We start from the raw sequence: 19,834 nt of genomic DNA, 5'->3' as shown, positions 1-19,834 counted from the left end.
GCAAAACCCTCGACTGGAAAACCCCAGCCGAAGCCCTCAACGAACTACTGTCAAAACCGCCAACTGTTGCATCGACCCCTTGAACTCAAGCGCCGAGTCGCGGACGACTCCGCACACTCGGCGGCCGCACCGCACCGTCACTGGTCGAAGTCGACCGTGCCGCCGGCCAGCAGCGTCTGCTGCACCCCGCGGCACTCCACCAGCACCGGTGAGGCGTCGCCGGGTTCCGCCGACAGCGTGGCACTGCGCCCGCTGACGCTCAGCCGCAGCCGATGGCCGCGGTAGCGGAACGTGAACTCCAGTCTGCCCAGGGCTTTCGGCCACAGCGGGCCCAGCACGATCCGGTCCCGGCGGATCTCCAGGCCGGTGAAGCACCGCTGCAGCAGGTCGATGCTGCCGGTCATGGCCGCCAGGTGGATACCCTCGGACGTGGTGCCCTGCTGAATGTCGACGATGTCGGAGGCGAGGGCCTGCGCGAAGTACTCCATGGCTTGCGCGCGGTTGCCGCGGGCGACCACCCAGGCATGCACGACGGCGCTCAGCGTCGACCCGTGCGAGGTACGGTCCTGGTAGTAGTCGATGGTCGCCGGGATCTGCTCGGGTGTGAAGCGGTATCCGAGCCGGTCGAAGAGTTCGTAGAGTTCGTCGGCGGAGAGCAGGTAGAACAGCATCAGCGCGTCGGCCTGCTTGGAGGCCTTGTAATTGTTGGGGCTGTCGTTCTCGGCTTCGAGGATGCGGTCGAGGCGCTGCATGTTCGCGTACCGGGCCCGGTAACCCGCCCAATCCAGTTCCGCGAGCTTCTCGTACCCCTCGAACTGACTGATCACCCCGTCGTGGAACGGCACGAACATCCGCCTGCTGACGTCGTCCCAGCGCACGAGTTCGTCGTCGTCGATGCCGAGGCTCTCCATCAGGGCGAGCCGGTAGTACATCGGGATGCGTTCGAGGGCCTCGAGGGTGCGCGCGATGACCCAGACCGCCAGCACATTGCTGTAGGCGTTGTTGTCGATCCCGTCGTATTCCTTTCCGGGATAACCGGAATGGAATTCGTCGGGGCCGATCACCCCGCGGATCACATAGCGTTGCCGCTCGTCGTCGAACTCGGCGAGGCTGACCCAGAACCGGCTGATCTCTGCGAGCATCTCGGCCCCGTAGTCGATCAGGAAACCGATGTCGCCGGTGACCTGGTAGTGCTGCCAGACGTTGTAGGCGATCGCCAGCCCGATGTGGTGGGCGCGGGCGCTGGCGTCGGGGTTCCAGTGGCCGGACTTCGGATTCAGGTGCAGCCGTTGACTTTCCTCACGTCCGTCGCTGCCGGACTGCCATGGGAACATCGCGCCGACGTGACCGGCCGCCAGCGCGGCGCGGCGGGCCTCGGGCAGCCTGCGGTAGCGGTACATCAGCAGAGAGCGGGTGACTTTCGGCAGCCTCAGATTCGTCACCGGGAACACGAACAGCTCGTCCCAGAACACGTGGCCGCGGTAGGCCTCGCCGTGCAGGCCCCGAGCCGGCACCCCGACGTCGAGGTCGGCCGTATGCGGCGACAGCGTCTGCAGCAGATGCAGCTGGTGCAACCGCACGATGCGCAGCAGGTCCGCGTCGCGGCCCATCTCGACGTTGAAGCGTTCCCACAGGTGCGCCCACGCCAACCGGTGCGCGTGCTCCAGCGTCGCGAAATCGCCGGCCCGCTGCAGTTCCCGTTCCGCCGCGACGACCGGGCCCGAGATGCCGTGGTCGCGGCTGGTGAACACGCAGACCACCTTCTCCAGTGTGGCCGACTGACCGGTGCGCAGGTCCGCGGTGAGCCGGTGACCGATGCGGGCGTGCTCGGTGAGCGTCAGGCACTCGGCGGGAGCGTGGACGTCGCCGACGCGCAGCGTGTTGCGCACCGCGATCGCGATGTCGATACCCGACTCGACGGTCTGTGCGGCGAGCAGCACCGAGTCCGCGGCGAGTTCGTGCATGGCCACCACGTCGAGGTGACGTGACGCGAGGTCGCGGTACCGGTCCACGCCGCGGTTGGCCACCGCGCCGTCGACGGACGACCTGAATTCGATTCGGCCCGACCAGTTCAGCGCCTCCACCGTCGTCGTCAGCGCCGCGACGTGCGGTTGATGCATGGAGACGAACCGCTTCTGGCGCACCCGGACGTCGCGGCCGTCGGCGTCGGCGAACAGGAACTCCCGTGACAGCGTGGCGCGGCGCAGATCGAGGGTGACCAGGTAGGAGGAGACGTCGACGTCGTCGATGCCGAACCACGCTCCCCCGTCGATGCGGAAGGTGACCGGCAACCAGTTCGGCAGGTTCACCAGAGACTCGTTGTCGATCGTCACGCCCGCCACATTGTCGGTGAGACGGTTGTAGATCCCCGCCACGTAGGTGCCCGGGTAGTGGAACTGCCCCGCCTCGCATTCCGGCGCTGCGCCGCGCACGGCCAGGTATCCGTTGCCCATGGTGCACAGCGCTTCCCGCAGCTTCTCGTCCTCGGGCCGGTACCCGCCGTAGGTCATCATCCACGGATCGTTGAGGGTGTCGTGCTCGGCGGTGAGCTGCTCGACGATCTTCTCGAGGAACTCGCAGACCGCCTCGGGGTCCAGGAGTGCGAACCGTGCGGCCGATCGACGATCGCCCGTCTCGACGCTGCGCACGGCGATGCCGATGCCTTTGTTCCGGACGGCGTCGAAACCGTCTTCGTCGGTCAGGTCGTCGCCGATGTAGATGGGGAGCAACAGATCCGTGCCGTCGATGCGCTCGAGGATCCAGTCGATCGTTCTGCCCTTGCCCCACTCGACGTCGGGGCGCAGCTCGATGACCTTGCGCCCGCCGGTCACCCGGAGCTGGTGGCGCTGACCGAGGATGCGGACGGTCGCCATCACCTCGTCGACACGTTCGGGGGCCACCGCCCGGTAGTGCACCGCGACCGAGAATCTCTTGTCCTCGATGAGCAGTCCTTCGACCGACGCGAGCTGCCGGCGCAACTCATCGCGGGCCTCCTGCAGGACGCGCACGGCCGCGACACCGGCCTCGTTCTCGTGGCACGAACCGTCGGGCGCGGCGAGCTCGAAGCCGTGGCTTCCCGCGTACCACAGGCCGGGCACCCCGACACGGTCACGGATGTCGGCCAGGGCGCGGCCGCTGATGATCGCGACCGGGCAGCGCGCGGCGAGTGCGGCGAGCACCTTGTCGGCGCCGGGGACCAGCGTGGCCGCGTCGGGTTCTCCGACGATCTCGGACAGGGTCCCGTCGTAATCCAGCATGACGACCGGCTGCCGGGTTTCGAGCAGCCCGGCGAATTCGCTGTAGGACTGCAGCGCATCGGCCATCTCCGAGGTCCGGCGGAAGCTGTCGCGCACCGACACCGCGACGAGGTCGGTGATCACGACGTCGGCTCCGCAGCGGCGCAGCGACTCCGCGTCCCCGGTGCGGTCGAGTCCGATCACCAGTCCGAAGCCGCCGTTGCGGCCGGCCGCGACGCCGGCCTCGGTGGTGTCCACGACGACGCAGCGACCCGGGTGCACCCCCAGCCGGCGGGCCGCCTCGAGTAGCACGTCGTCCGGGTCGACGTCGTCCACGCTCGCGGCGAGAACATTCGACAGCCCTGCGGCGTCGAGCACGTCCGCGCTGTGCGGCTCGTCCGAGTACACCGCCGCCTTGATGTCGTCGGCGGCGAGCCTGCGGACGAACTCGACGGTCGACTCGACCACTCCCGCGCCGTCGAGGTCGACGATCACTGCGTCGTGGTAACGCGGGTCCACGAACACCGGCAGCGACATGCGCATCCTCCTCACACCCCAAAGGCCCTGAGCCCCATGTGATCGTCTCGGCGGTCGCACCCGGAAGGGCAGGAAGTCACTCGTTGTCCGATCGGGGACCTTCTGCCCTCGGCATTCGGGACCTTCGGCGCGGCGCTGTGGCCCTCGGACGGTACGCGCGCGGGGCAGGAACGCAGAGGGTGGACACATGGCTGCAACACGGCAAGACACGTACGTGCGCGACATCTCCACGCTGACGATCGCCGACGCCGAAGAAGCGGGTGGCAAGGGCGCGAACATGGGCGAAATGGTCGCCGCCGAACTGCCGGTCCCGCCGGGCTTCGTGCTGCTGCGCGACTGCTACCGCGAATCCATGCGCTCCGGCGGGGTCGACGCGGAGCTCAACGCGCTGCATCGCGAGGCGCTGCAGGCTGCCTCCGACACCGTCGCGCTCACCGAGCGCTGTGAGCGGATGCAGGGCCTGGTGCACAAAGCCGGCGTCAGCGACTCGGTGCGCCGACGGATCTTGGACGCCTACACCGCGCTGGGCCCGGCGTCGGTCGTGGCGGTGCGGTCCTCGGCGACCGGCGAGGACGGTGCGGACGCGTCGTTCGCGGGGATGAACGCGACCCTGACCAACATCACCGGCGAGGACGGGCTGATCGACGCCGTGGTGCGGTGTTGGATGTCGCTGTTCAGCCCGCGCGTCATCACCTACCGCGCCAGCCGCGGCTTCACCGCCGACCCGGCGATGGCGGTCGTCGTCCAGCTGATGGTCGACTCGGAGAAGGCCGGGGTCGCGTTCACTGCCGACCCCAGCAACGGCGCCCAGGACCGGGTCGTCATCGAGGGCGCCTTCGGTCTGGGCGAGGTCGTGGTGTCCGGCGAGGTCGAGCCCGACACCTATCTCGTCGCCAAGGACACGCTGGCACCACTCGACATCCGGCTCGGCCACAAGGCGTTCAAGATCATCCGCGGCGCCGACGGCCACGACACCACGGTCGATCTCAGCGAGGCAGAGGCGGATTCGCGGGTGCTCTCCGACGACGAACTCCGCACGATCGCCGGACTCGCGATCGCCACCGAGCGGCACAACGGCTGCCCCCAGGACACGGAGTGGGCGATCTCCGGCGGCAAGACCTATCTGGTGCAGGCCCGCCCGATCACCACACTGGGCCACACCACCCCGGCCGCGGCCGAGAAGCACGTGGTGCTGGCGCGCGGGCTGGCTGCGGCGCCCGGGATCGCGTCGGGCAGGGTCCGCGTGCTCGAGACGCCCGATCAGGGCGAACGGCTTCAGAAGGGCGAGATCCTCGTCGCGCAGATGACCAACCCCGACTGGCTGCCGACGATCCGTCGTGCCGCCGCGCTGGTCACCGACACCGGAGGCATGACGTGCCACGCCGCGATCGTGGCCCGCGAACTCGGGGTGCCCTGCGTCGTCGGCACGCGCACCGCCACTCGCGATCTGCACGACGGGACCGTGGCCACGGTCGACGGAGCGCGCGGGGAGGTGGTGTCGGGGCGCGTCGAGCCGAAGCCGACGGTCACGGTCACCGAGCGCAGCGCGGGACCCCAGGTGGTCAGCGAGGTCACCGGCACCCGCGTCTACGTCAACCTCGCGATGCCCGAGTCCGCCGAATCCGTTGCGGCACAGCCCGTCGACGGGGTCGGTCTGCTGCGTGCGGAGTTCATGCTGACCGAGGCGCTCGGCGGCCGCCATCCGCGCGACCTGATCGCGCACGGAGAACAGCGCACGCTGGTCGACAAGTTGGCGGCCTCGGTGGGGCGGATCGCCGCGGCCTTCGGCACGCGCCCGGTGGTGTACCGGGCCACCGACTTCCGCAGCAACGAGTTCCGCGGACTGGTGGGCGGCGAAGCCTACGAACCCGTCGAGCACAACCCGATGATCGGTTACCGCGGCTGCTACCGGTACATCTGCGAACCCGACCTGTTCGCCCTCGAGCTCGAAGCGCTGGCCCGCGTGCGGGAGCAGTCGCCCAACGTCACGCTGATGATCCCGTTCGTGCGCACCCGATGGGAGCTCGAGGCCTGCCTGGAACTGGTCGATGCCAGCCCCCTGGGGCGGCAGCGGGGGCTGCACCGGTGGGTGATGGCCGAGGTGCCGTCGGTGGTGCACTGGCTGCCCGAGTACATCGGAATGGGCATCGAAGGAGTGTCCATCGGCAGCAACGATCTGACCCAGCTGGTGCTCGGCGTCGACCGCGACTCCGACGTCTGCGCCGAGCTGTTCGACGAATCTGATCCGGCCGTCCTCGACGCCATTCGCCAGATCGTCGGCACCGCAAGGAGAATGGGTGTCACGTCGTCGCTGTGCGGCCAAGCGCCGTCGACCAATCCGGCGTTCGCGGAGCACCTGGTCCGGATGGGCATCACGTCGGTGTCGGTCAATCCCGACGCCGCCGCGTCGGCCCGTTGGGTGATCGCCGCCGCCGAGCGACGGGTCCTGCTCGAAGCGGCGCGGTGACCGCGACGCTGCCGGCTACCGGCGGCGGCATCGCGATGACCGCCGTGCTCGCGCGGTGGCGCAGGTACCTCGAGCCGACCCTGACAGTGATCACCGTGGGCGCTCTCGCCGCGGGCGGAATCGCTTGGGCCGCAGGCCACCAGCGGTTCGCCGACGGCTGCTGGATCGCCGGCACCCTGATCGCGCTGGCGCCGGCCCTGTGGTGGGTGATCGCCACGCTGCGGCACGGCCGGGCGGGAGTCGACGTCATCGCGGTGCTGTCCCTGGTCGGCACGCTGGTGGTCGGTGAGTACCTGGCCGGTGGGCTGATCGCGGTGATGCTGGCCGGCGGCCGCGCGCTCGAAGCGGCCGCACAGCGCCGCGCTTCCCATGATCTGCAGGCGCTGTTGGCGCATGCGCCGCGCTCTGCGCGCCGCCGCACCGGCGAGACGGTGGCCACGGTCTCCCTCGACGACGTGGCGGTCAACGACCTGCTGGTCGTCAGACCCGGCGAGGTCGTCCCGGTCGACGGACGGGTCACCGGCACGGTGGCCGTCCTCGACGAGTCGGTGCTCACCGGCGAGCCCCTGCACGTCGAGCACCCGGCCGGCGACATGATCCGCAGCGGCGCCGTCAACGCCGGAGGGGCGTTCGACCTGCGCGCGACGGCTACCGCCGCGGACAGCACTTACGCCGGCATCGTCCGGCTCGCCCGGGAAGCCGGCGCCGAGAGCGCACCCATCATCCGGCTCGCCGACAGCATCGCCGCATGGTTCCTGCCCGTCACGCTGCTGACCGCCGGGGCAGCATGGTGGTTCAGCGGTTCGGCGGCACGGGCTGTCTCAGTACTGGTGGTCGCGACCCCCTGCCCGCTGCTCCTCGCCGCTCCGGTCGCGATCGTCTCGGGCCTGTCCCGCGCCTCCCGCCGAGGAGTGGTGATCCGCAGCGGCGGCGCGCTCGAAAGCCTGGGGCACGCAACCACTCTCGTACTCGACAAGACCGGCACGCTCACTCAGGGCCGCCCGACGGTCCTGGAGACCCTCACCGCACCCGGACATCGGGCGGCCGACGTGCTGGCACTCGCCGCTTCGGTCGACCAGATGTCGGCCCACGTCCTGGCCGAGGCCATCGTGGCCGAGGCATTGGCTCAAGGGCTGGAACCGGCGCTGCCGACGAACGTCACCGAGGAACCCGGCCGGGGCGCCACCGCGACCGTCGACCACCGCCGCGTGTACGTGGGAAAGCTGGACGCCGATGGGCTGTCCGCGCCGTGGGCCAGGTCGGCGTCCAACCGTGCCCGGCTGGACTCCGCGGCGATCGCCTGGGTCTGCGTCGACGGTGAGCCCGTCGGGGCCGTGCTGCTGCGCGATCCTCTCCGCCGTGACGCTCCCCGCACGGTCCGACGGCTGCGCGCGGCGGGACTGAACCGTCTGGTCATGCTCACCGGCGACCGCCCCGACCCCGCCCGTGAAGTCGGCGCCGTGCTGGGTCTCGACGCTGTGTACGCCCAGCAGAGCCCGGCCGACAAGGTCTCCGCCGTCCGCACCGAACGCGAATCCGCCACCACGATCATGGTCGGCGACGGGGTCAACGACGCACCCGCGTTGGCGGCGGCGACGGTCGGCGTCGCGATGGGAGCTCGCGGGGCCACGGCGTCGTCGGAGGCCGCCGACATCGTGCTGACCACCAACCGGCTGGACCGACTGGCCGATGCGATGGACATCGCCCGCTGGTCCCGGCGCATCGCGGTGCAGAGTGCCACCGTCGGCATGGCGTTGTCAGGACTGGCGATGGCCGCGGCTGCCGTCGGCTGGCTGCCGCCCGCGTGGGGAGCATTGCTGCAGGAGGGCATCGACGTCGCGGTGATCCTCAATGCGCTGCGGGCGCTGGGCGCCGATCCCGCCACGCACGTCGACCTGCCACCGGACACCGGAGAACTGTTGCGGCGCTTCGCCTCCGAACACGACGAACTGCGCGAGGCCGTGGGGCTGCTGCGCGAGGCAGCCGATCAGCTGGTCGGCGGCGACGCCGCGGCCCTGGCCACCCTGACCCGCGCCCATGCGTTCCTCACCGAGCGGCTGCTGCCCCACGAAGTCGCCGAGGAGACCGAGCTGTATCCGGCGCTGGCGCGCCCGCTCGGCGGCGGCGAGGCCACCGCCACGATGAGCCGGACCCACGCCGAGATCCAGCGGTTGTCCGACCGGATCGGCACCCACGTCGCGCTCGCGCGGGCTTCCGGCGGCGTCGCGCCCGACCAGACCGAGGACCTGCTGGCGTGCCTGTACGGTCTCTACGCCCTGCTGCAGCTGCATTTCCTGCAGGAGGAGGAGAACTATTTCACGCTCACCGGTGACCAGTGACGTGACCAAGGACTCTTCTGCGCTGCCCAGCACGGACATAGCGTCGGGGCCGACAGGACACACGGAGACCCCACGGAATCGGAGAAAACGCGATGTCGGACACCACGCCCCCCGACGACCGGCCGGTGATCGCCGGCATCGACGGTTCGGCGGCTGCGCTGCACGCGGCCGAATGGGCCGCTGACGAAGCACTCGCCCGGGGCGTGCCGCTGCGTCTGGTCTACGTGACCAAGGCCCGGCACACCAGCACCGATGATTACAACGAGGACGTCCACCACGGCCGGACCGCGCTGCAGCAGGCCGCCGTGACGGTCGAGTCGCGGAGTCCCAAGCTCTCTGTCAGCACGTCGATCGTCGGCGGCCCGGCGGGCGCAGCCCTGCTCGCGCTGTCCGCCCAGGCCGAGATGGTGTGCGTCGGATCCGTCGGCATCGGCCGTTACGCCCGATCGATCCTCGGGTCGACCGCGTCCGAACTCGCGGAGAAATCCTCGTGCCCGGTGGCGGTGATCCGCCCCGCGGACGACACGGCGGGCCACGGCGTCAACTGGATCGTGGTGGCTGTCAACGACGATCCCGACCACACCGCGGTGGTCGACTGCGCGATGCACGAAGCGGCGCTGCGGGATGCGCCGGTGTTGGCGCTGGGTGACCGGGCGTCTGCGACGGCGCCGCACGGTCTCGACGACGACGTCAAAGAGTTGCGCCGCCGGTATCCCGGTGTGCACGTGTACCCGATCGCCGAACGCGCCGACGTGCGGCACTTCTTGAAGAAGCACCGGGAGCGGGTGCAGCTCGCGGTGATCGGCAGCACCGAGTCGAGTGATCTGGCGGAGATCATCGGCCACCGCGAACATCCGATGTACCGGCACGCGAACGCGTCAGCTCTGGTGGTGCGGCACTGAGCAGTCAGGAGTTCTCATGACCGAGTCCAACACCGAGTACGGGATCGTCGTCGGCATCGATGGCTCTCCCGAGTCGCAGGCCGCCGTCCGGTGGGCCGCCGACGAAGCCCTGCTGCGCCGCGAGTCCGTCACGCTGCTGCACGTGGTGGCACCGATCGTGGTCACGTGGCCGATCGAGAGCGTCGAATTCAGCTATGCGCAGTGGCAGGAGGACAACGCCCGGTACCAGATCGAACAGGCGCAGAAGACGTTACAGGCCTCCGTCGGGGACGCCGCCGCGCCGCCGGTGCGTGCGGTTCTGCGCCGTGGCGGCATCGTCACCGAACTGGCGGCCGCCTCGGCGAGGGCGACCCTGGTGGTCGTCGGCAGCCGCGGACTCGGCCCCATCGGCGGGGTCCTGCTGGGCTCGGCGAGCCGGAACCTGTTGCATCACGCGAAGTGTCCGGTGGTCGTCACCAAAGCCGACGCGATGAAGTCACCGGAACGTACTGCCCCCGTCCTGCTGGGTGTCGACGGCACGCCCGCCTCCGAGGCCGCCACCGCGTTCGCGTTCGACGAGGCCTCCCGCCGTGGCGTCGACCTGGTGGCGCTGCACGCCTGGAGCGACGTCGGCGTGTTCCCGATCCTGGGGATGGACTGGCACACATACGAGCAGGAGGGCCAAGAGATCCTCGGCGAGCGGCTGGCGGGCTGGCAGGAGCGCTATCCCGACGTCCACGTGCAACGCCGCATCGTGTGCGACCGCCCTGCGCGCTGGCTCGTCGACGAGTCGCGGAAGGCTCAGCTGGTGGTCGTCGGCAGCCGTGGCCGCGGTGGCGTCCCGGCTATGCTGCTGGGCTCGGTGAGCACCGCGGTGGCCGAATCCGCCTCTGCACCGGCGGTTGTGGTGCCGAGCTGACCTCAGCCGGCGGCCGCGGCGAGGACGTCCACCGCTGATTCGATACCGCGCGCGAGCTGATCGACGTCCGAGGCGGCGTCGAAATCCCCGAGGATCCCGAAGACCAGTTCGTCGGCGTAACTGAGGATCGCCACACCGGTGCGCAACCGCATCGCGATCGGGGGGACCGGCAGTACACGGATCACACGACGCCCCATGATGGTCATCCTCTCGCGGGGGCCGGGCACGTTCGTCGCTACGGTGACGATGCCGCGTTGAGGCAGCCGGGTCAGCGCCCGCACGGCCCAAGCCGTCACCGGGAACGGCACCAGATTGGACATCGCGACGAAGATGCCGCCCGCCTCGCGCTGCCCGCTGCTCTTGGCCCGGGCCAGCCGGCGATGCACGGCCTGCAACTGCTCGACCGGGTCCTCCTTGTCGGCGGGCAGAGTGGGCAACATCAGAGACACCCGATTGTCGGTGCGGTCCGCCGCGTCGTTCGACCGGATCGACACCGGGACCAGGGTGCGCAGCGACGTGCGCTTGGGTGTCTCGCCCCTGCGCTCCAGCGCCGCGCGGTAGCTGCTGGTGATCGCGGCGAGTGCGACGTCGTTGATCGTCACGTCGAACGAATCACAGATCCGGGCAACGTCTTCCAGCTTCACCACCGCGGCACTGAAGCGGCGCATGGCCGAGACGGGACCGTTGAGCGACGACGTCTGCGCCGGACGCAGGATACCGCTGGTGACCTGCAGGGCCCCGCCGACCGCGAGCGCCGACACGCGTGTGGCCGCGGTCGCCGCCCGCCACATGCCGCCGGCCCAGCGCAGCGGATTGAGCCCCAACCCCGGCACGGAGAACGCGGTGTCCGCGGATTGCCGGGCGGCACGGATCTCCGTGTCGTAACTCGGCGCCTCGCTGCTGTCACCGAGCCGGGAGAACAGGTGCATCGTCGCGATGCCGTCGGCGATGCAGTGGTGGATCTTGATCAGCACCGCCCACCGGTCCTCGTCGAGGCCCTCGATGACCCAGCATTCCCACAGCGGGCGGTCACGGTCGAGGCGGCGCCCCATCACCTCGCCCACGAAGCCGTGCAGGGCCGCATCGTCGCCCGGACTGGGCAGTGCCGCGCGGTGCACGTGGTGGGACAGGTCGAACTCGGGGTCGTCCTCCCACTCCGGTGGGCCGAGGTCGAGCAGATGGGTGCGCAGCACCTGCCGGAAGCGCGGGATGTCGACAACCCGGTCGGCGACTCCGGCCACGAGCGTGTCGATGTCGGGCATCGGCCCCTCGAGGATCGACAGGCCACCGACGGCCAGGCTGACATGGCGGTCCGAGTCCTCGGCTTCCAGAAAACCGGCGTCCAGGTTCGTCAGATGCTCCACCCCCTCACTGTCCGGCGGGGTCGGCGGGGGCGGAAGGGGCCGATGTCCCTTGCCGCCGGGACCAACCGCCCTACTGCCCCGCGCTCCGACGGAGCCTGCGGATCTCACGCCGGCGCGCAGTACCTTTGCTGCGCTTGCGCGATGGACTCCTCGAGCGGGCAGGTGGTGTCGAGCCGTTGGGCCTGCGGCCAGTCCCCGTGGGCATCGCTGAGGGCAGCCGCGATCTCCGGCGTGGCATCCGACACCGACGGCCCCCGCTCGGCGACCCGGCGCGCCGCCGCCTCGACCGGGGCGCCACAGATGAATTCGACCATCTCCGAGGCGGTTTCGTGAGCGACATCGCGCGCTTGCTGCCGGTGCGCCGCATCCCGCCAGGTGCCGTCCAGGATCACCGGCCAGCCCTGCGCCAGCAGGTCGCGGGCGCGGCGCAGCACCTCGTCGTACACGACGGCGACCTGGTCGGGGGCGTACAGTCCGGCGTTCAGCGTGCCGGTCGCACCGCTGAGCCGCCCGGCGTCCTGCAGGTGCCTGCGTACCTCATCGGTGGACACGACGCGCGCTCCGGTACGGCTCGCGAGCCCCCGCGCGACGGTCGACTTCCCGGTCCCGGGTCCGCCGCCGATCATGACGAGGCGCACCGCGCCCGAGCGTAGATGGCGCACGGCGATCCCGAGGTGCCGCTGCGCGTCCACCGCCGCGTCGGCGTGGCCCTGGGTGACCCGCACGCAATCCACCTTGGCCCGCACCACGGCCCGGTAGGCGACACAGAAGTCGGCCAGCGAGCGCGGAGCCGGGTCGTCGGCCTCGGTGCGATAGGCGTCGAGGAACCATACGGCCAGGTCGGCCCGACCGCAGAACTCCAGATCCATCGCCAGGAACGCAGCGTCGTCGACCCCGTCGACGTACCGCAACCGATCGTCGAATTCCAGGCAGTCCAGCAGGACAGGGCCGTCGGGCAGACAGAAGATGTCATCGGCCAGCAGATCGCCGTGGCCGTCGACGATGCGTCGCAGTGCGATTCGCTGGGCGAACAGAGCTGTCCGTCCCTCGAGGAATCGGGCTGCGCGCGTGGCGATCTCGTCGACGAAATCGGACGCGACGACGAAGCCGGCGTGCTTGCGCAACTCGCCCAGGTTCTCCTCCCACCGCGCGGCCGTGGCGGCGGGGCTCGCCTGCGCGTCGATGGCGGGCCCTCGCGCGGCGCCGCGGTGGAAGTGCGCCAGCCGGGCCGCGATCCCTGCGAGATCCGCCTCGACGGGCGCTCCGCTGCGGACCAGCGTGGCCAGCCGCGCCGCGTCGGGGTACCGCCGCATCACCACGACGGGTTCGCGCATCCCGGTCGGGGTCTCGAAGTAACCGATGCCCTCGTAACTGTCGGGGGCGAGCCTGCGGTTGAGCTCGAGCTCGCGGCGGCATACGGCGTCGCGACTCGCGACCGTGGTGAAGTCGCAGAAGTCGGTGCGCACCGCCTTCTTGGCCTTGTACGCCCTGGCTCCCAGCAGCGTCACGACCCCGGTATGGGTCTCGTGTACCTCCGCACACAGGTTGCCTGGAGCGGACCAGGGTTCGGGCACCCGGTGCCCGGCGGTGACGTCGGCCATGGCGTCCACTGTGCCGGAGGCCGCCCCGGCGCGGGCAGAGCCGGAGGGCCCGCCGTTGAGGACCATTGACCCTGGTCGCCCCGCCGGGGCTGGGCGAGAGTTGAGCCAACCGAAACGGAGGGCGCGACATGCGCGACATCGGCGTGGACCCCGAGGTGATCAGCGATGCGATATGGCTGGCCTGTCGTGCACCGTCGTTGTACAACAGCCAGCCGTGGCACTGGGTCGTCGACGCTGCGGGGATCGAGCTCTTCGCCGAGCCCGATCGCGCACCGGCACGTACCGACACCAGCGGGCGGGAGGTGCTGATCGCCTGCGGCGCTGTCCTCGACCACTTCCGGGTCGCCATGGCCGTCGCGGGGTGGATGACGTACGTCGAGACCTTTCCCAATCCCAACAATCTCGATCATGTGGCGACGATCGGATGCGATCCGATGGACTTCGTCACCGACGGGCACCGTCAGCGCGCCGACGCCATCCTGCGCAGGCGTGCCGATCGGTTGCCGTTCGCCGCGCCGCCGCAGTGGGATGCCGTTGTCGAGCGGTTCGCCGAGGACCAGACCCGCGACGTGCGCATCGACGCGATCCCACGCCAGGCCCACCGTCAGCTGGCCGACGCCTCGGCCATGACGGTGTCCGCCCGCCTCTACGACTCGTCGTATCACGCCGAGCTTCTCGGGTGGACCACCGATGTCGCGGTCGCCGAGGGGATTCCGGCCAGCTCGTTGCTCACAGCCGCGGAAAGCGAACGCGTGGACATCGGGCGGCGCTTCCCCACCGTCCGGCACGAAGACCGGCGGGGCGAGATCGCCGAAGACCGCGCGGAAGTCGTGTTGCTGTCCACCTATGACGACACCCGCCACAGCGTGCTGCGCTGCGGCGAGGTGCTCTCCGCGGTGCTGCTGGACGCGACGATGGCGGGGCTGGCGACCTGCCCGCTGACCCACATCACCGAGGTGCCCGCCAGCCGGGAGATCCTGGCGGAGTTGATCGGACACCGTGGGCATCCGCAAGTCCTCGTCCGCGTGGGGGTCGCGCCGGGTGCCGACGACATCGAGCCGCCGACGCCGCGTCGGCCGCTCGCCGACGTCCTCGAATTCAGGGTGTGACGCATGGCGACATCTGCGGCCGTCGTCGTCGGTATCGACGGCTCGGACTCGGCCATCGACGCCGCCGTGTGGGCGGTCGACGAGGCCGTGAGCCGCGACATCCCGTTACGGCTGGTGTTCGCCCTGTCTCCGAACGAGTCGGCGCACCAACTGGCCGCTGCGGAGAACGCGGTACAGGCGGCCTGCGCACGCGTCGACGCCACCGACCGGCCCGTCAAGCTGGAAGCCGAGATCGTTCGCGACCCGGCGGTCCGCGCGCTCGAGGACGCGTCCCGGCAGGCGCAGATGCTGTGCGTCGGCTCGGTCGGCCTCACGCACGGTGGTCTGACCCGGATGGGATCGACCGCGGCGGCGCTGGCGACCTCGGCACACTGCCCGTTGGCGATCATCCACCCCGCCGGACGCGAACCGGGCTGGGTGGTGGTCGAAGTCGGCGAAGACCCGGCCACGGACGTGGCGCTACGGCGCGGCGTGGAGGAGGCTCTGCTGAGGCGCTGCGCGCTGCGGGTGGTCACCACATGGCCCTCGCGCTACACCGACATCCACGATGCCGGTGCGGTCGCCGACGGGAACCGGCTCGCGCGACGTCGACTCGATCGCCGACTGACCACATGGCGCGTGCGGTTCCCGGACTTGGACATCCAGGCCGTCGCGTCGCCCGGCAGCTTCGTCAACTATCTCGCCCGCCATGTCCGCTCGATCCGGCTCGTGGTGGTTCCCCATGAGCGCGCCGACGCCATCGCCGAGCTGATCGGCCCGCCCCAGCAGGGCATGCCCGGCGACCTCGGCTTCGATGTGCTGTTGTGCGAACCTCACTGCCGCACCAGCAGCAGCGAGCAGTTGGGGTAGCCCAGAATCGGGTGGCAGTTCGGCATCGTCAGGGTCGGCAGCGCGTCCGCGTCGGCCGCCCCCACCACGGCCAGGCCGACGTCGCCGTGACCATCTGTCTCCCAGCCGAACTGGTGACCTGAACCGGCCGCGACCGTCTCGACGTGGACGTCGGGATAGCGTCGCACCCAGCTGTCGGCGCGCCGGTCGATCTGCCGTACCACGCACCCCCGGAGCCGGCCCTCGTGCATCGCCAGGTGAACGACGTCGTCGTTACCGACGTCGTCGGACAGCACCACCGAGATCACCCCGTCGGTGTGCGCGGTCCCGTCGGTCCGGCTGCGGATGACGGCCACCGGGCACGCCGAGGCCCGCGCCAACGCGGCCGCCACGCGCCCGACGACCGGTTCGTCTGCGGCCCGGCGCGGCCTCGCGCCGATACACACCATCGCCGCATGCCGAGACTCCTGGAGCAGGATGTCCTCTGGCCGCCCGATGATCTGGACGCGCTGAGCGCGAACACTTTCCGTGCTGATCAAGGCAGCGTTCTGCGCCGCCAGGAGTGCCGCGTCGGCGGCACCGTCGTCTGTCGCGCCGCCCGAGGCCACCACATGCACGATGCGCAGAGGCAGGTCGCGGTCCACCGCCTCGGCGGCCGCCCATCGGACGGCGTTCAGCGCTGCGCGCGAGCCGTCGACACCGACGACGACGGCGAGTCCCTCGCTGGACGGCAGGGAGTCGGACACGGTTCAGGCGTTGTTGTTGGTGCGGCCGCCGTTGTCGGCGAGCCCGCCGAGCTCGGTGTCCCAGTCGGCGTAGCGACTTCGGTCGAGCCGCATCCGCAGCACCGCCCATCCGGCGACGGCCAGCCCCACCGCCAGCGACCACACCGACACCGCGGCGATCACGGCTTGGACGGCGGCATCACGGTCGGTGGGGGGTGCGGCCCGGCGGTTGCCGGCCTTGTCGATCCAGATCGTCACGTGGTCGCCGGATTTCAGCTTGGCGGTGCGCATCTCATCGGTGCGGGTGACGCCGTTGAACTGCCACTGGACGGGCGACAGGTACGGGTTGTCGTAGGCCTGCGCGGTCGCCCTGCTATCACGGGTCACGATCGCCTCGATCTGCTGCCGCTCGGCACGCTGCGTAGCGAAGGTGTGGGAGAGGTCGTCGTGCACGGCGGTCCCCGCCGCGCCGGCAACGGGCACGGCCAGCAGGGCGATCACCACGATGAACAGGAGGCACGCCGCCTCGACGCGGTCGCTGAGACGCACCAGCGGGTGGTGGGCCAGCAGCCTTTTCGTCCAGACGCTGAGGCCGAAGGTGTTGGTGTGCATGGTGTCTCCGTATCGCGATCCCGGCTAGTCCAAAGGGTGGCCGTCGAGCCGGGTGACCACCTCACCCAGCGGGCGGCGTGGCGTACTGGGTAGCGGATCGGCGTTGACGGGCGCCCACCCGATCCGCAGCAACATCTGCGCGTGACCCTCCGAACCGAACACGTCCTCCCCCACCGCCGCACGGATGTCGGGGATCTCCAGCGGTCCGGTGATCGGGCAGCTGGCCAGACCCGCCGCGGTGGCGGTCAGCAGCACGAGACTGGTTGCCTCGCCTGCACGCAGCTGCGATACCCGGTCGTCGGCAATGGTGCCGAGTGCGACGACCGCCGCGTTGTCCTGCGCCGGTTCGGTGTCATCGGGCTGCTTCAGTGCCGCCCCCGCGAAGGATCGGGCGGGGATCACCGCAGCCGGATCCGGGCGGGGCGCACTGCGGGCGGGCACGCCGGCGGTGGACCCGTACCGTCCGCTCCAGGTGGCCAGTTCGGCGAGATAGCCGGGATCGTTGTTGTGTCGCCACTCGGCATCCATCACGCGGCGCTTGAGCGTGGTCAGTTCATCGAACTGGCGCAACATCACTCCCGCACGGGCCGACCGCGCCCCCATCATCGCGATGTCACCCTTCGGCACCGGCCAGGAGCTGTAGTTGCGGCGGTCGGTGCGCCGCCGCGGAATCGCCGCGGCCAGTGCGATGTCCATCTCGGCCGGCGGGTAAGGGCGCAGTTCGAGGATGGCGAGGTGGTGCGGCTCGGCGGGGTTGGGGAAGCGGTGCACCTTGACCTGCCAGCCCAGCGCGGCCAACGCGATCTGCGCGTGGTTCAGGGACGCACCGCAACTGAGCATCAGGTCGCGGGCATCGGGGTCGGTGTGTGGAAGCGCCAGATCGGGATTGGCGTACAGATGGAGGCTGCGCTCACCGACCCGCCAGTCCCAGGGCTGGGAGTTGTGCACCGAGGGAGCCCGCACGGCCAGCATCAGGGCTGACCGCAGCGTTTCGGCGTCCGGGAAGTGCGAGCTCATCGGTGTCGAAGCCCCCTGGCTGAACATGGATCCGGTCTGTTTCAGGATGTCGTTTCGCCGTCGCCGTGAAGAGGGTCTAAAGACCCGGAACGCTGGTGACTTGCGGGCTCAACCGTTCTCAGGACCGTCGGGCCACGATGACCGGGATACGCGCTGCCTGGGCGACCGTCGAGCTGACCGAGCCGAGGAGCAGGCCGGCGAAGCCGCCCCGGCCGTGACTGCCGACGATCAGCAGTTGGGCGTGGCGCGATTCCTCGACGAGGTGGTGGGCGGGGTTGTCCTGACCGACGATGCGCCGGACCTTGACGTCGGGATAGCGCTCGCACCAGCCGGCGAGACGTTGGGCCAGTTCCTCGTCGGCCTGCGCAGCCAGATCCTCGCGGGGCACGTCGACGTAGAAGTCACCGCTGTTCATCCAGGTGTGGATGGCCAACAGGCCCACACCGCGCCGCGATGCCTCGTCGAACGCGATCGCGGTCGCGAGTTCGCTCGCGGGGGAGCCGTCGATGCCGACCGCCACCGGCGCGTCGTTGCGGTAGAGGACCGGTTCCTCCTCGTGCACGATCGCCACCGGGCAGTGCGCGTGGTGGACCAGTGCCGAACTGGTCGAACCGAGCAGCATTCCCTGTAGCCCGCCCAGGCCACGGCACCCGACGACCATCATCTCGGCGTCCTTGCTCATGTCGATCAGCGCGGGCATCTTCGGCCCGGACAGCACCCGCTGCTCCACGCGGACCGGCCGGTGTTCAGCCAGCGCTGCGGTGACGACCTCGCGGGTGTCGGCGACGACCTTGGCCGCCTGGCGGTCCAGATCGGCGAGGTAGTCGTCGGTGATCGGCAGGTCCAGCCAGGGCCCGATGTCCTCCGACGGCTGAACGTGCACGATCGCCAGCGGCAGGTGGCGCAACGCCGCGTCGCGGGCGGCCCATTCCGCGGCCGCGCGCGAGGCGGGTGACCCATCCACGGCGACGACGATGCCGTAGTGACCGGACCCTGACTGAGAACTGTGGTGAACCGACGGTGTCGATGTCATCTCTTCCTCCTTGCCCGCGGCGCCGGTGAGATCCGGACCCGATGTCTCCACGCTAGGGATTCCGGCTGGAGGGTTCGCGGGGCGTTGGTCACCTGCGGAGGGCCGAAAGTCCCTCACCCCCGCTGCGATTCGGTGCGGTCATCCCGCCGGGGTCACGAGTCCGAAGTGACCGTCGTATCGGTGGTACAGGACACCGGCGCGGCCGGCGGCGGCGTCGATGAAGAACAGGAACGGCAATCCCAGCAGGCGCAGCCGCTCGGGGGCGTCCTGCTCGCGAAGGCACGGCGGCGGGTGGGGGCTGACGGTGACGGCGTGGGAGAACGGGGCGAGTTCGTCGGCCACCGACGGGGCCACCAGCGCCAGCCGATATCCGGTGGGTTCGCTGCGGTAGAGCACCCCGACGACACCGGAGCCCTTCTCGGTGAACAGGTGGAAGTCGTAGTCCAGCAGCTCCATCTCGGCGATCGCATCGTCGATGGTGCAGGGCGTCATGGTGAACGATTTACGCCGGATGACGCGCCGCTCGGTGGCACGCGGAAAGTAGTTGAGCCGCTGGGCCGGCCGCGACTCGTGCCGCCAGGACCGCCTGGCGTCCAGCCGGTCTCCCCGACGCACCTCGAAGTGTTCTGCGACATGTTCGAGCCGGCGCTTCAGGCGCGCCTCGAGCAGATCGATCGCCTCGTGTGCGGTGGCGGCATGCACTTGCGCGCGGACCGGCCGGCCGTTGACATCGAGATTGGCCTGCGCGACAACCGGCGACTCGACCGCGGGATCGTGGTGCCTGCTCAGTTTCACGCGGGCGTAGAGCACCGGACGGTGCGAGAGCCGCCCCAGCTCCCCGATCTTCTTCCGCGCGTAGTCGGCCGCGCCGGGCAGATCACCGCGGGTGGTGACATCGACGTCGATGATCTCGGGGACGTGAACTCCGTTGCTCATACGTCCTTGCTACGTCGCCCGGCGCAGTGCAGTTAGGGCCAAAAGTCACAGCGTGCGTTGGCAATCAGACCATGCACGGCGCCGGTCAGGACGGGGTCATGGACGCCTCGGCAAGGTCTGTGCCCTTCGCGGAGCCGGTGGCGTGAGACGTCGCCGAACCGGTCAGATCGGTGGGCGCCGTTGCCGCGGCGTCTCCGGCGGGGTGCCCGCGGTGTCGGCCGGGTCCTCGT

14 protein-coding genes are annotated in these 19,834 nt (G+C 70.2%); 6 read left to right on the top strand and 8 right to left on the bottom strand.

Annotation, left to right across the window (positions count from 1 at the left end; genetic code table 11):
• Positions 1-137 precede the first annotated feature (137 nt).
• Positions 138-3,773 carry a trehalose-phosphatase gene (otsB, locus tag MCHUDSM44219_RS07655; RefSeq protein WP_048417646.1) on the bottom strand — a complete coding sequence of 1,212 codons (3,636 nt, stop codon included), beginning with the start codon at positions 3,771-3,773 and terminating at the stop codon, positions 138-140.
• 187 nt (positions 3,774-3,960) lie between these two features.
• Between otsB and ppsA the strand changes: the two genes are divergently transcribed.
• The 4 genes from ppsA to MCHUDSM44219_RS07635 all read left to right on the top strand — a co-directional run bounded on the left by ppsA (position 3,961) and on the right by MCHUDSM44219_RS07635 (position 10,379).
• Positions 3,961-6,240, top strand: a complete 2,280-nt coding sequence (gene ppsA, locus MCHUDSM44219_RS07650) for a phosphoenolpyruvate synthase (protein ID WP_048417637.1) — start codon at positions 3,961-3,963, stop codon at positions 6,238-6,240.
• Positions 6,241-6,275: 35 nt separating this feature from the next.
• The gene (locus tag MCHUDSM44219_RS07645; protein ID WP_048417645.1) at positions 6,276-8,579 is read left to right on the top strand and encodes a heavy metal translocating P-type ATPase; all 2,304 of its coding nucleotides are present in this window, start codon (positions 6,276-6,278) and stop codon (positions 8,577-8,579) included.
• A 92-nt stretch (positions 8,580-8,671) separates the two neighbouring features.
• A complete protein-coding gene (locus MCHUDSM44219_RS07640; protein WP_048417636.1) occupies positions 8,672-9,481 on the top strand; it encodes a universal stress protein in 810 nt (269 codons plus the stop codon).
• A gap of 16 nt (positions 9,482-9,497) precedes the next feature.
• On the top strand, positions 9,498-10,379 hold the full coding sequence (locus MCHUDSM44219_RS07635; protein ID WP_048417635.1) for a universal stress protein: 882 nt from the start codon (positions 9,498-9,500) through the stop codon (positions 10,377-10,379).
• 2 nt (positions 10,380-10,381) lie between these two features.
• Here MCHUDSM44219_RS07635 and MCHUDSM44219_RS07630 read toward each other — a convergent pair whose 3' ends face one another.
• Both MCHUDSM44219_RS07630 and MCHUDSM44219_RS07625 read right to left on the bottom strand, forming a co-directional pair.
• Entirely contained in the window at positions 10,382-11,743 is a 1,362-nt protein-coding gene (locus tag MCHUDSM44219_RS07630) for a WS/DGAT/MGAT family O-acyltransferase (protein ID WP_048417634.1), read from the bottom strand.
• Between the two features lie 104 nt (positions 11,744-11,847).
• The gene (locus MCHUDSM44219_RS07625) at positions 11,848-13,344 is read right to left on the bottom strand and encodes a bifunctional aminoglycoside phosphotransferase/ATP-binding protein (RefSeq protein ID WP_048417644.1); all 1,497 of its coding nucleotides are present in this window, start codon (positions 13,342-13,344) and stop codon (positions 11,848-11,850) included.
• A 128-nt stretch (positions 13,345-13,472) separates the two neighbouring features.
• Here MCHUDSM44219_RS07625 and MCHUDSM44219_RS07620 point away from each other — a divergent pair, with 128 nt between their 5' ends.
• A complete protein-coding gene (locus tag MCHUDSM44219_RS07620; protein WP_048417633.1) occupies positions 13,473-14,453 on the top strand; it encodes an Acg family FMN-binding oxidoreductase in 981 nt (326 codons plus the stop codon).
• Positions 14,454-14,456: 3 nt separating this feature from the next.
• Positions 14,457-15,302 carry a universal stress protein gene (locus MCHUDSM44219_RS07615; protein ID WP_048417632.1) on the top strand — a complete coding sequence of 282 codons (846 nt, stop codon included), beginning with the start codon at positions 14,457-14,459 and terminating at the stop codon, positions 15,300-15,302.
• Here MCHUDSM44219_RS07615 and MCHUDSM44219_RS07610 read toward each other — a convergent pair.
• The 5 genes from MCHUDSM44219_RS07610 to MCHUDSM44219_RS07590 form a co-directional block, all read right to left on the bottom strand.
• The gene (locus MCHUDSM44219_RS07610; RefSeq protein ID WP_236695392.1) at positions 15,266-16,027 is read right to left on the bottom strand and encodes a universal stress protein; all 762 of its coding nucleotides are present in this window, start codon (positions 16,025-16,027) and stop codon (positions 15,266-15,268) included. The genes MCHUDSM44219_RS07615 and MCHUDSM44219_RS07610 overlap by 37 nt on opposite strands.
• A gap of 3 nt (positions 16,028-16,030) precedes the next feature.
• Positions 16,031-16,618 carry an Rv1733c family protein gene (locus MCHUDSM44219_RS07605; RefSeq protein WP_048417631.1) on the bottom strand — a complete coding sequence of 196 codons (588 nt, stop codon included), beginning with the start codon at positions 16,616-16,618 and terminating at the stop codon, positions 16,031-16,033.
• 24 nt (positions 16,619-16,642) lie between these two features.
• Positions 16,643-17,635 carry an Acg family FMN-binding oxidoreductase gene (locus tag MCHUDSM44219_RS07600; RefSeq protein ID WP_048417630.1) on the bottom strand — a complete coding sequence of 331 codons (993 nt, stop codon included), beginning with the start codon at positions 17,633-17,635 and terminating at the stop codon, positions 16,643-16,645.
• Positions 17,636-17,753: 118 nt separating this feature from the next.
• Complete coding sequence (locus MCHUDSM44219_RS07595; protein ID WP_048417642.1) at positions 17,754-18,668, bottom strand: universal stress protein; 915 nt, start codon at positions 18,666-18,668, stop codon at positions 17,754-17,756.
• Between the two features lie 138 nt (positions 18,669-18,806).
• Positions 18,807-19,604 carry a ribosome hibernation promotion factor gene (locus tag MCHUDSM44219_RS07590; protein ID WP_048417629.1) on the bottom strand — a complete coding sequence of 266 codons (798 nt, stop codon included), beginning with the start codon at positions 19,602-19,604 and terminating at the stop codon, positions 18,807-18,809.
• Between the last annotated feature and the right edge of the window lie 230 nt (positions 19,605-19,834).

Origin of the sequence: Mycolicibacterium chubuense, assembly GCF_001044255.1 — a bacterium.
Classification (GTDB): Bacteria; Actinomycetota; Actinomycetes; order Mycobacteriales; family Mycobacteriaceae; genus Mycobacterium; species Mycobacterium chubuense.
This window is presented reverse-complemented; position numbering and strand designations above follow the sequence as displayed.

Excerpts from the sequence above, each read along its gene's own strand:
- otsB (WP_048417646.1), bottom strand. The coding sequence starts at position 3,773 with ATGTCGCTGCCGGTGTTCGTGGACCCGCGTTACCACGACGCAGTGATC.
- ppsA (WP_048417637.1), top strand. The coding sequence starts at position 3,961 with ATGGCTGCAACACGGCAAGACACGTACGTGCGCGACATCTCCACGCTG.
- MCHUDSM44219_RS07645 (WP_048417645.1), top strand. The coding sequence starts at position 6,276 with ATGACCGCCGTGCTCGCGCGGTGGCGCAGGTACCTCGAGCCGACCCTG.
- MCHUDSM44219_RS07640 (WP_048417636.1), top strand. The coding sequence starts at position 8,672 with ATGTCGGACACCACGCCCCCCGACGACCGGCCGGTGATCGCCGGCATC.
- MCHUDSM44219_RS07635 (WP_048417635.1), top strand. The coding sequence starts at position 9,498 with ATGACCGAGTCCAACACCGAGTACGGGATCGTCGTCGGCATCGATGGC.
- MCHUDSM44219_RS07625 (WP_048417644.1), bottom strand. The coding sequence starts at position 13,344 with ATGGCCGACGTCACCGCCGGGCACCGGGTGCCCGAACCCTGGTCCGCT.
- MCHUDSM44219_RS07620 (WP_048417633.1), top strand. The coding sequence starts at position 13,473 with ATGCGCGACATCGGCGTGGACCCCGAGGTGATCAGCGATGCGATATGG.
- MCHUDSM44219_RS07615 (WP_048417632.1), top strand. The coding sequence starts at position 14,457 with ATGGCGACATCTGCGGCCGTCGTCGTCGGTATCGACGGCTCGGACTCG.
- MCHUDSM44219_RS07605 (WP_048417631.1), bottom strand. The coding sequence starts at position 16,618 with ATGCACACCAACACCTTCGGCCTCAGCGTCTGGACGAAAAGGCTGCTG.
- MCHUDSM44219_RS07600 (WP_048417630.1), bottom strand. The coding sequence starts at position 17,635 with ATGAGCTCGCACTTCCCGGACGCCGAAACGCTGCGGTCAGCCCTGATG.
- MCHUDSM44219_RS07595 (WP_048417642.1), bottom strand. The coding sequence starts at position 18,668 with ATGACATCGACACCGTCGGTTCACCACAGTTCTCAGTCAGGGTCCGGT.
- MCHUDSM44219_RS07590 (WP_048417629.1), bottom strand. The coding sequence starts at position 19,604 with ATGAGCAACGGAGTTCACGTCCCCGAGATCATCGACGTCGATGTCACC.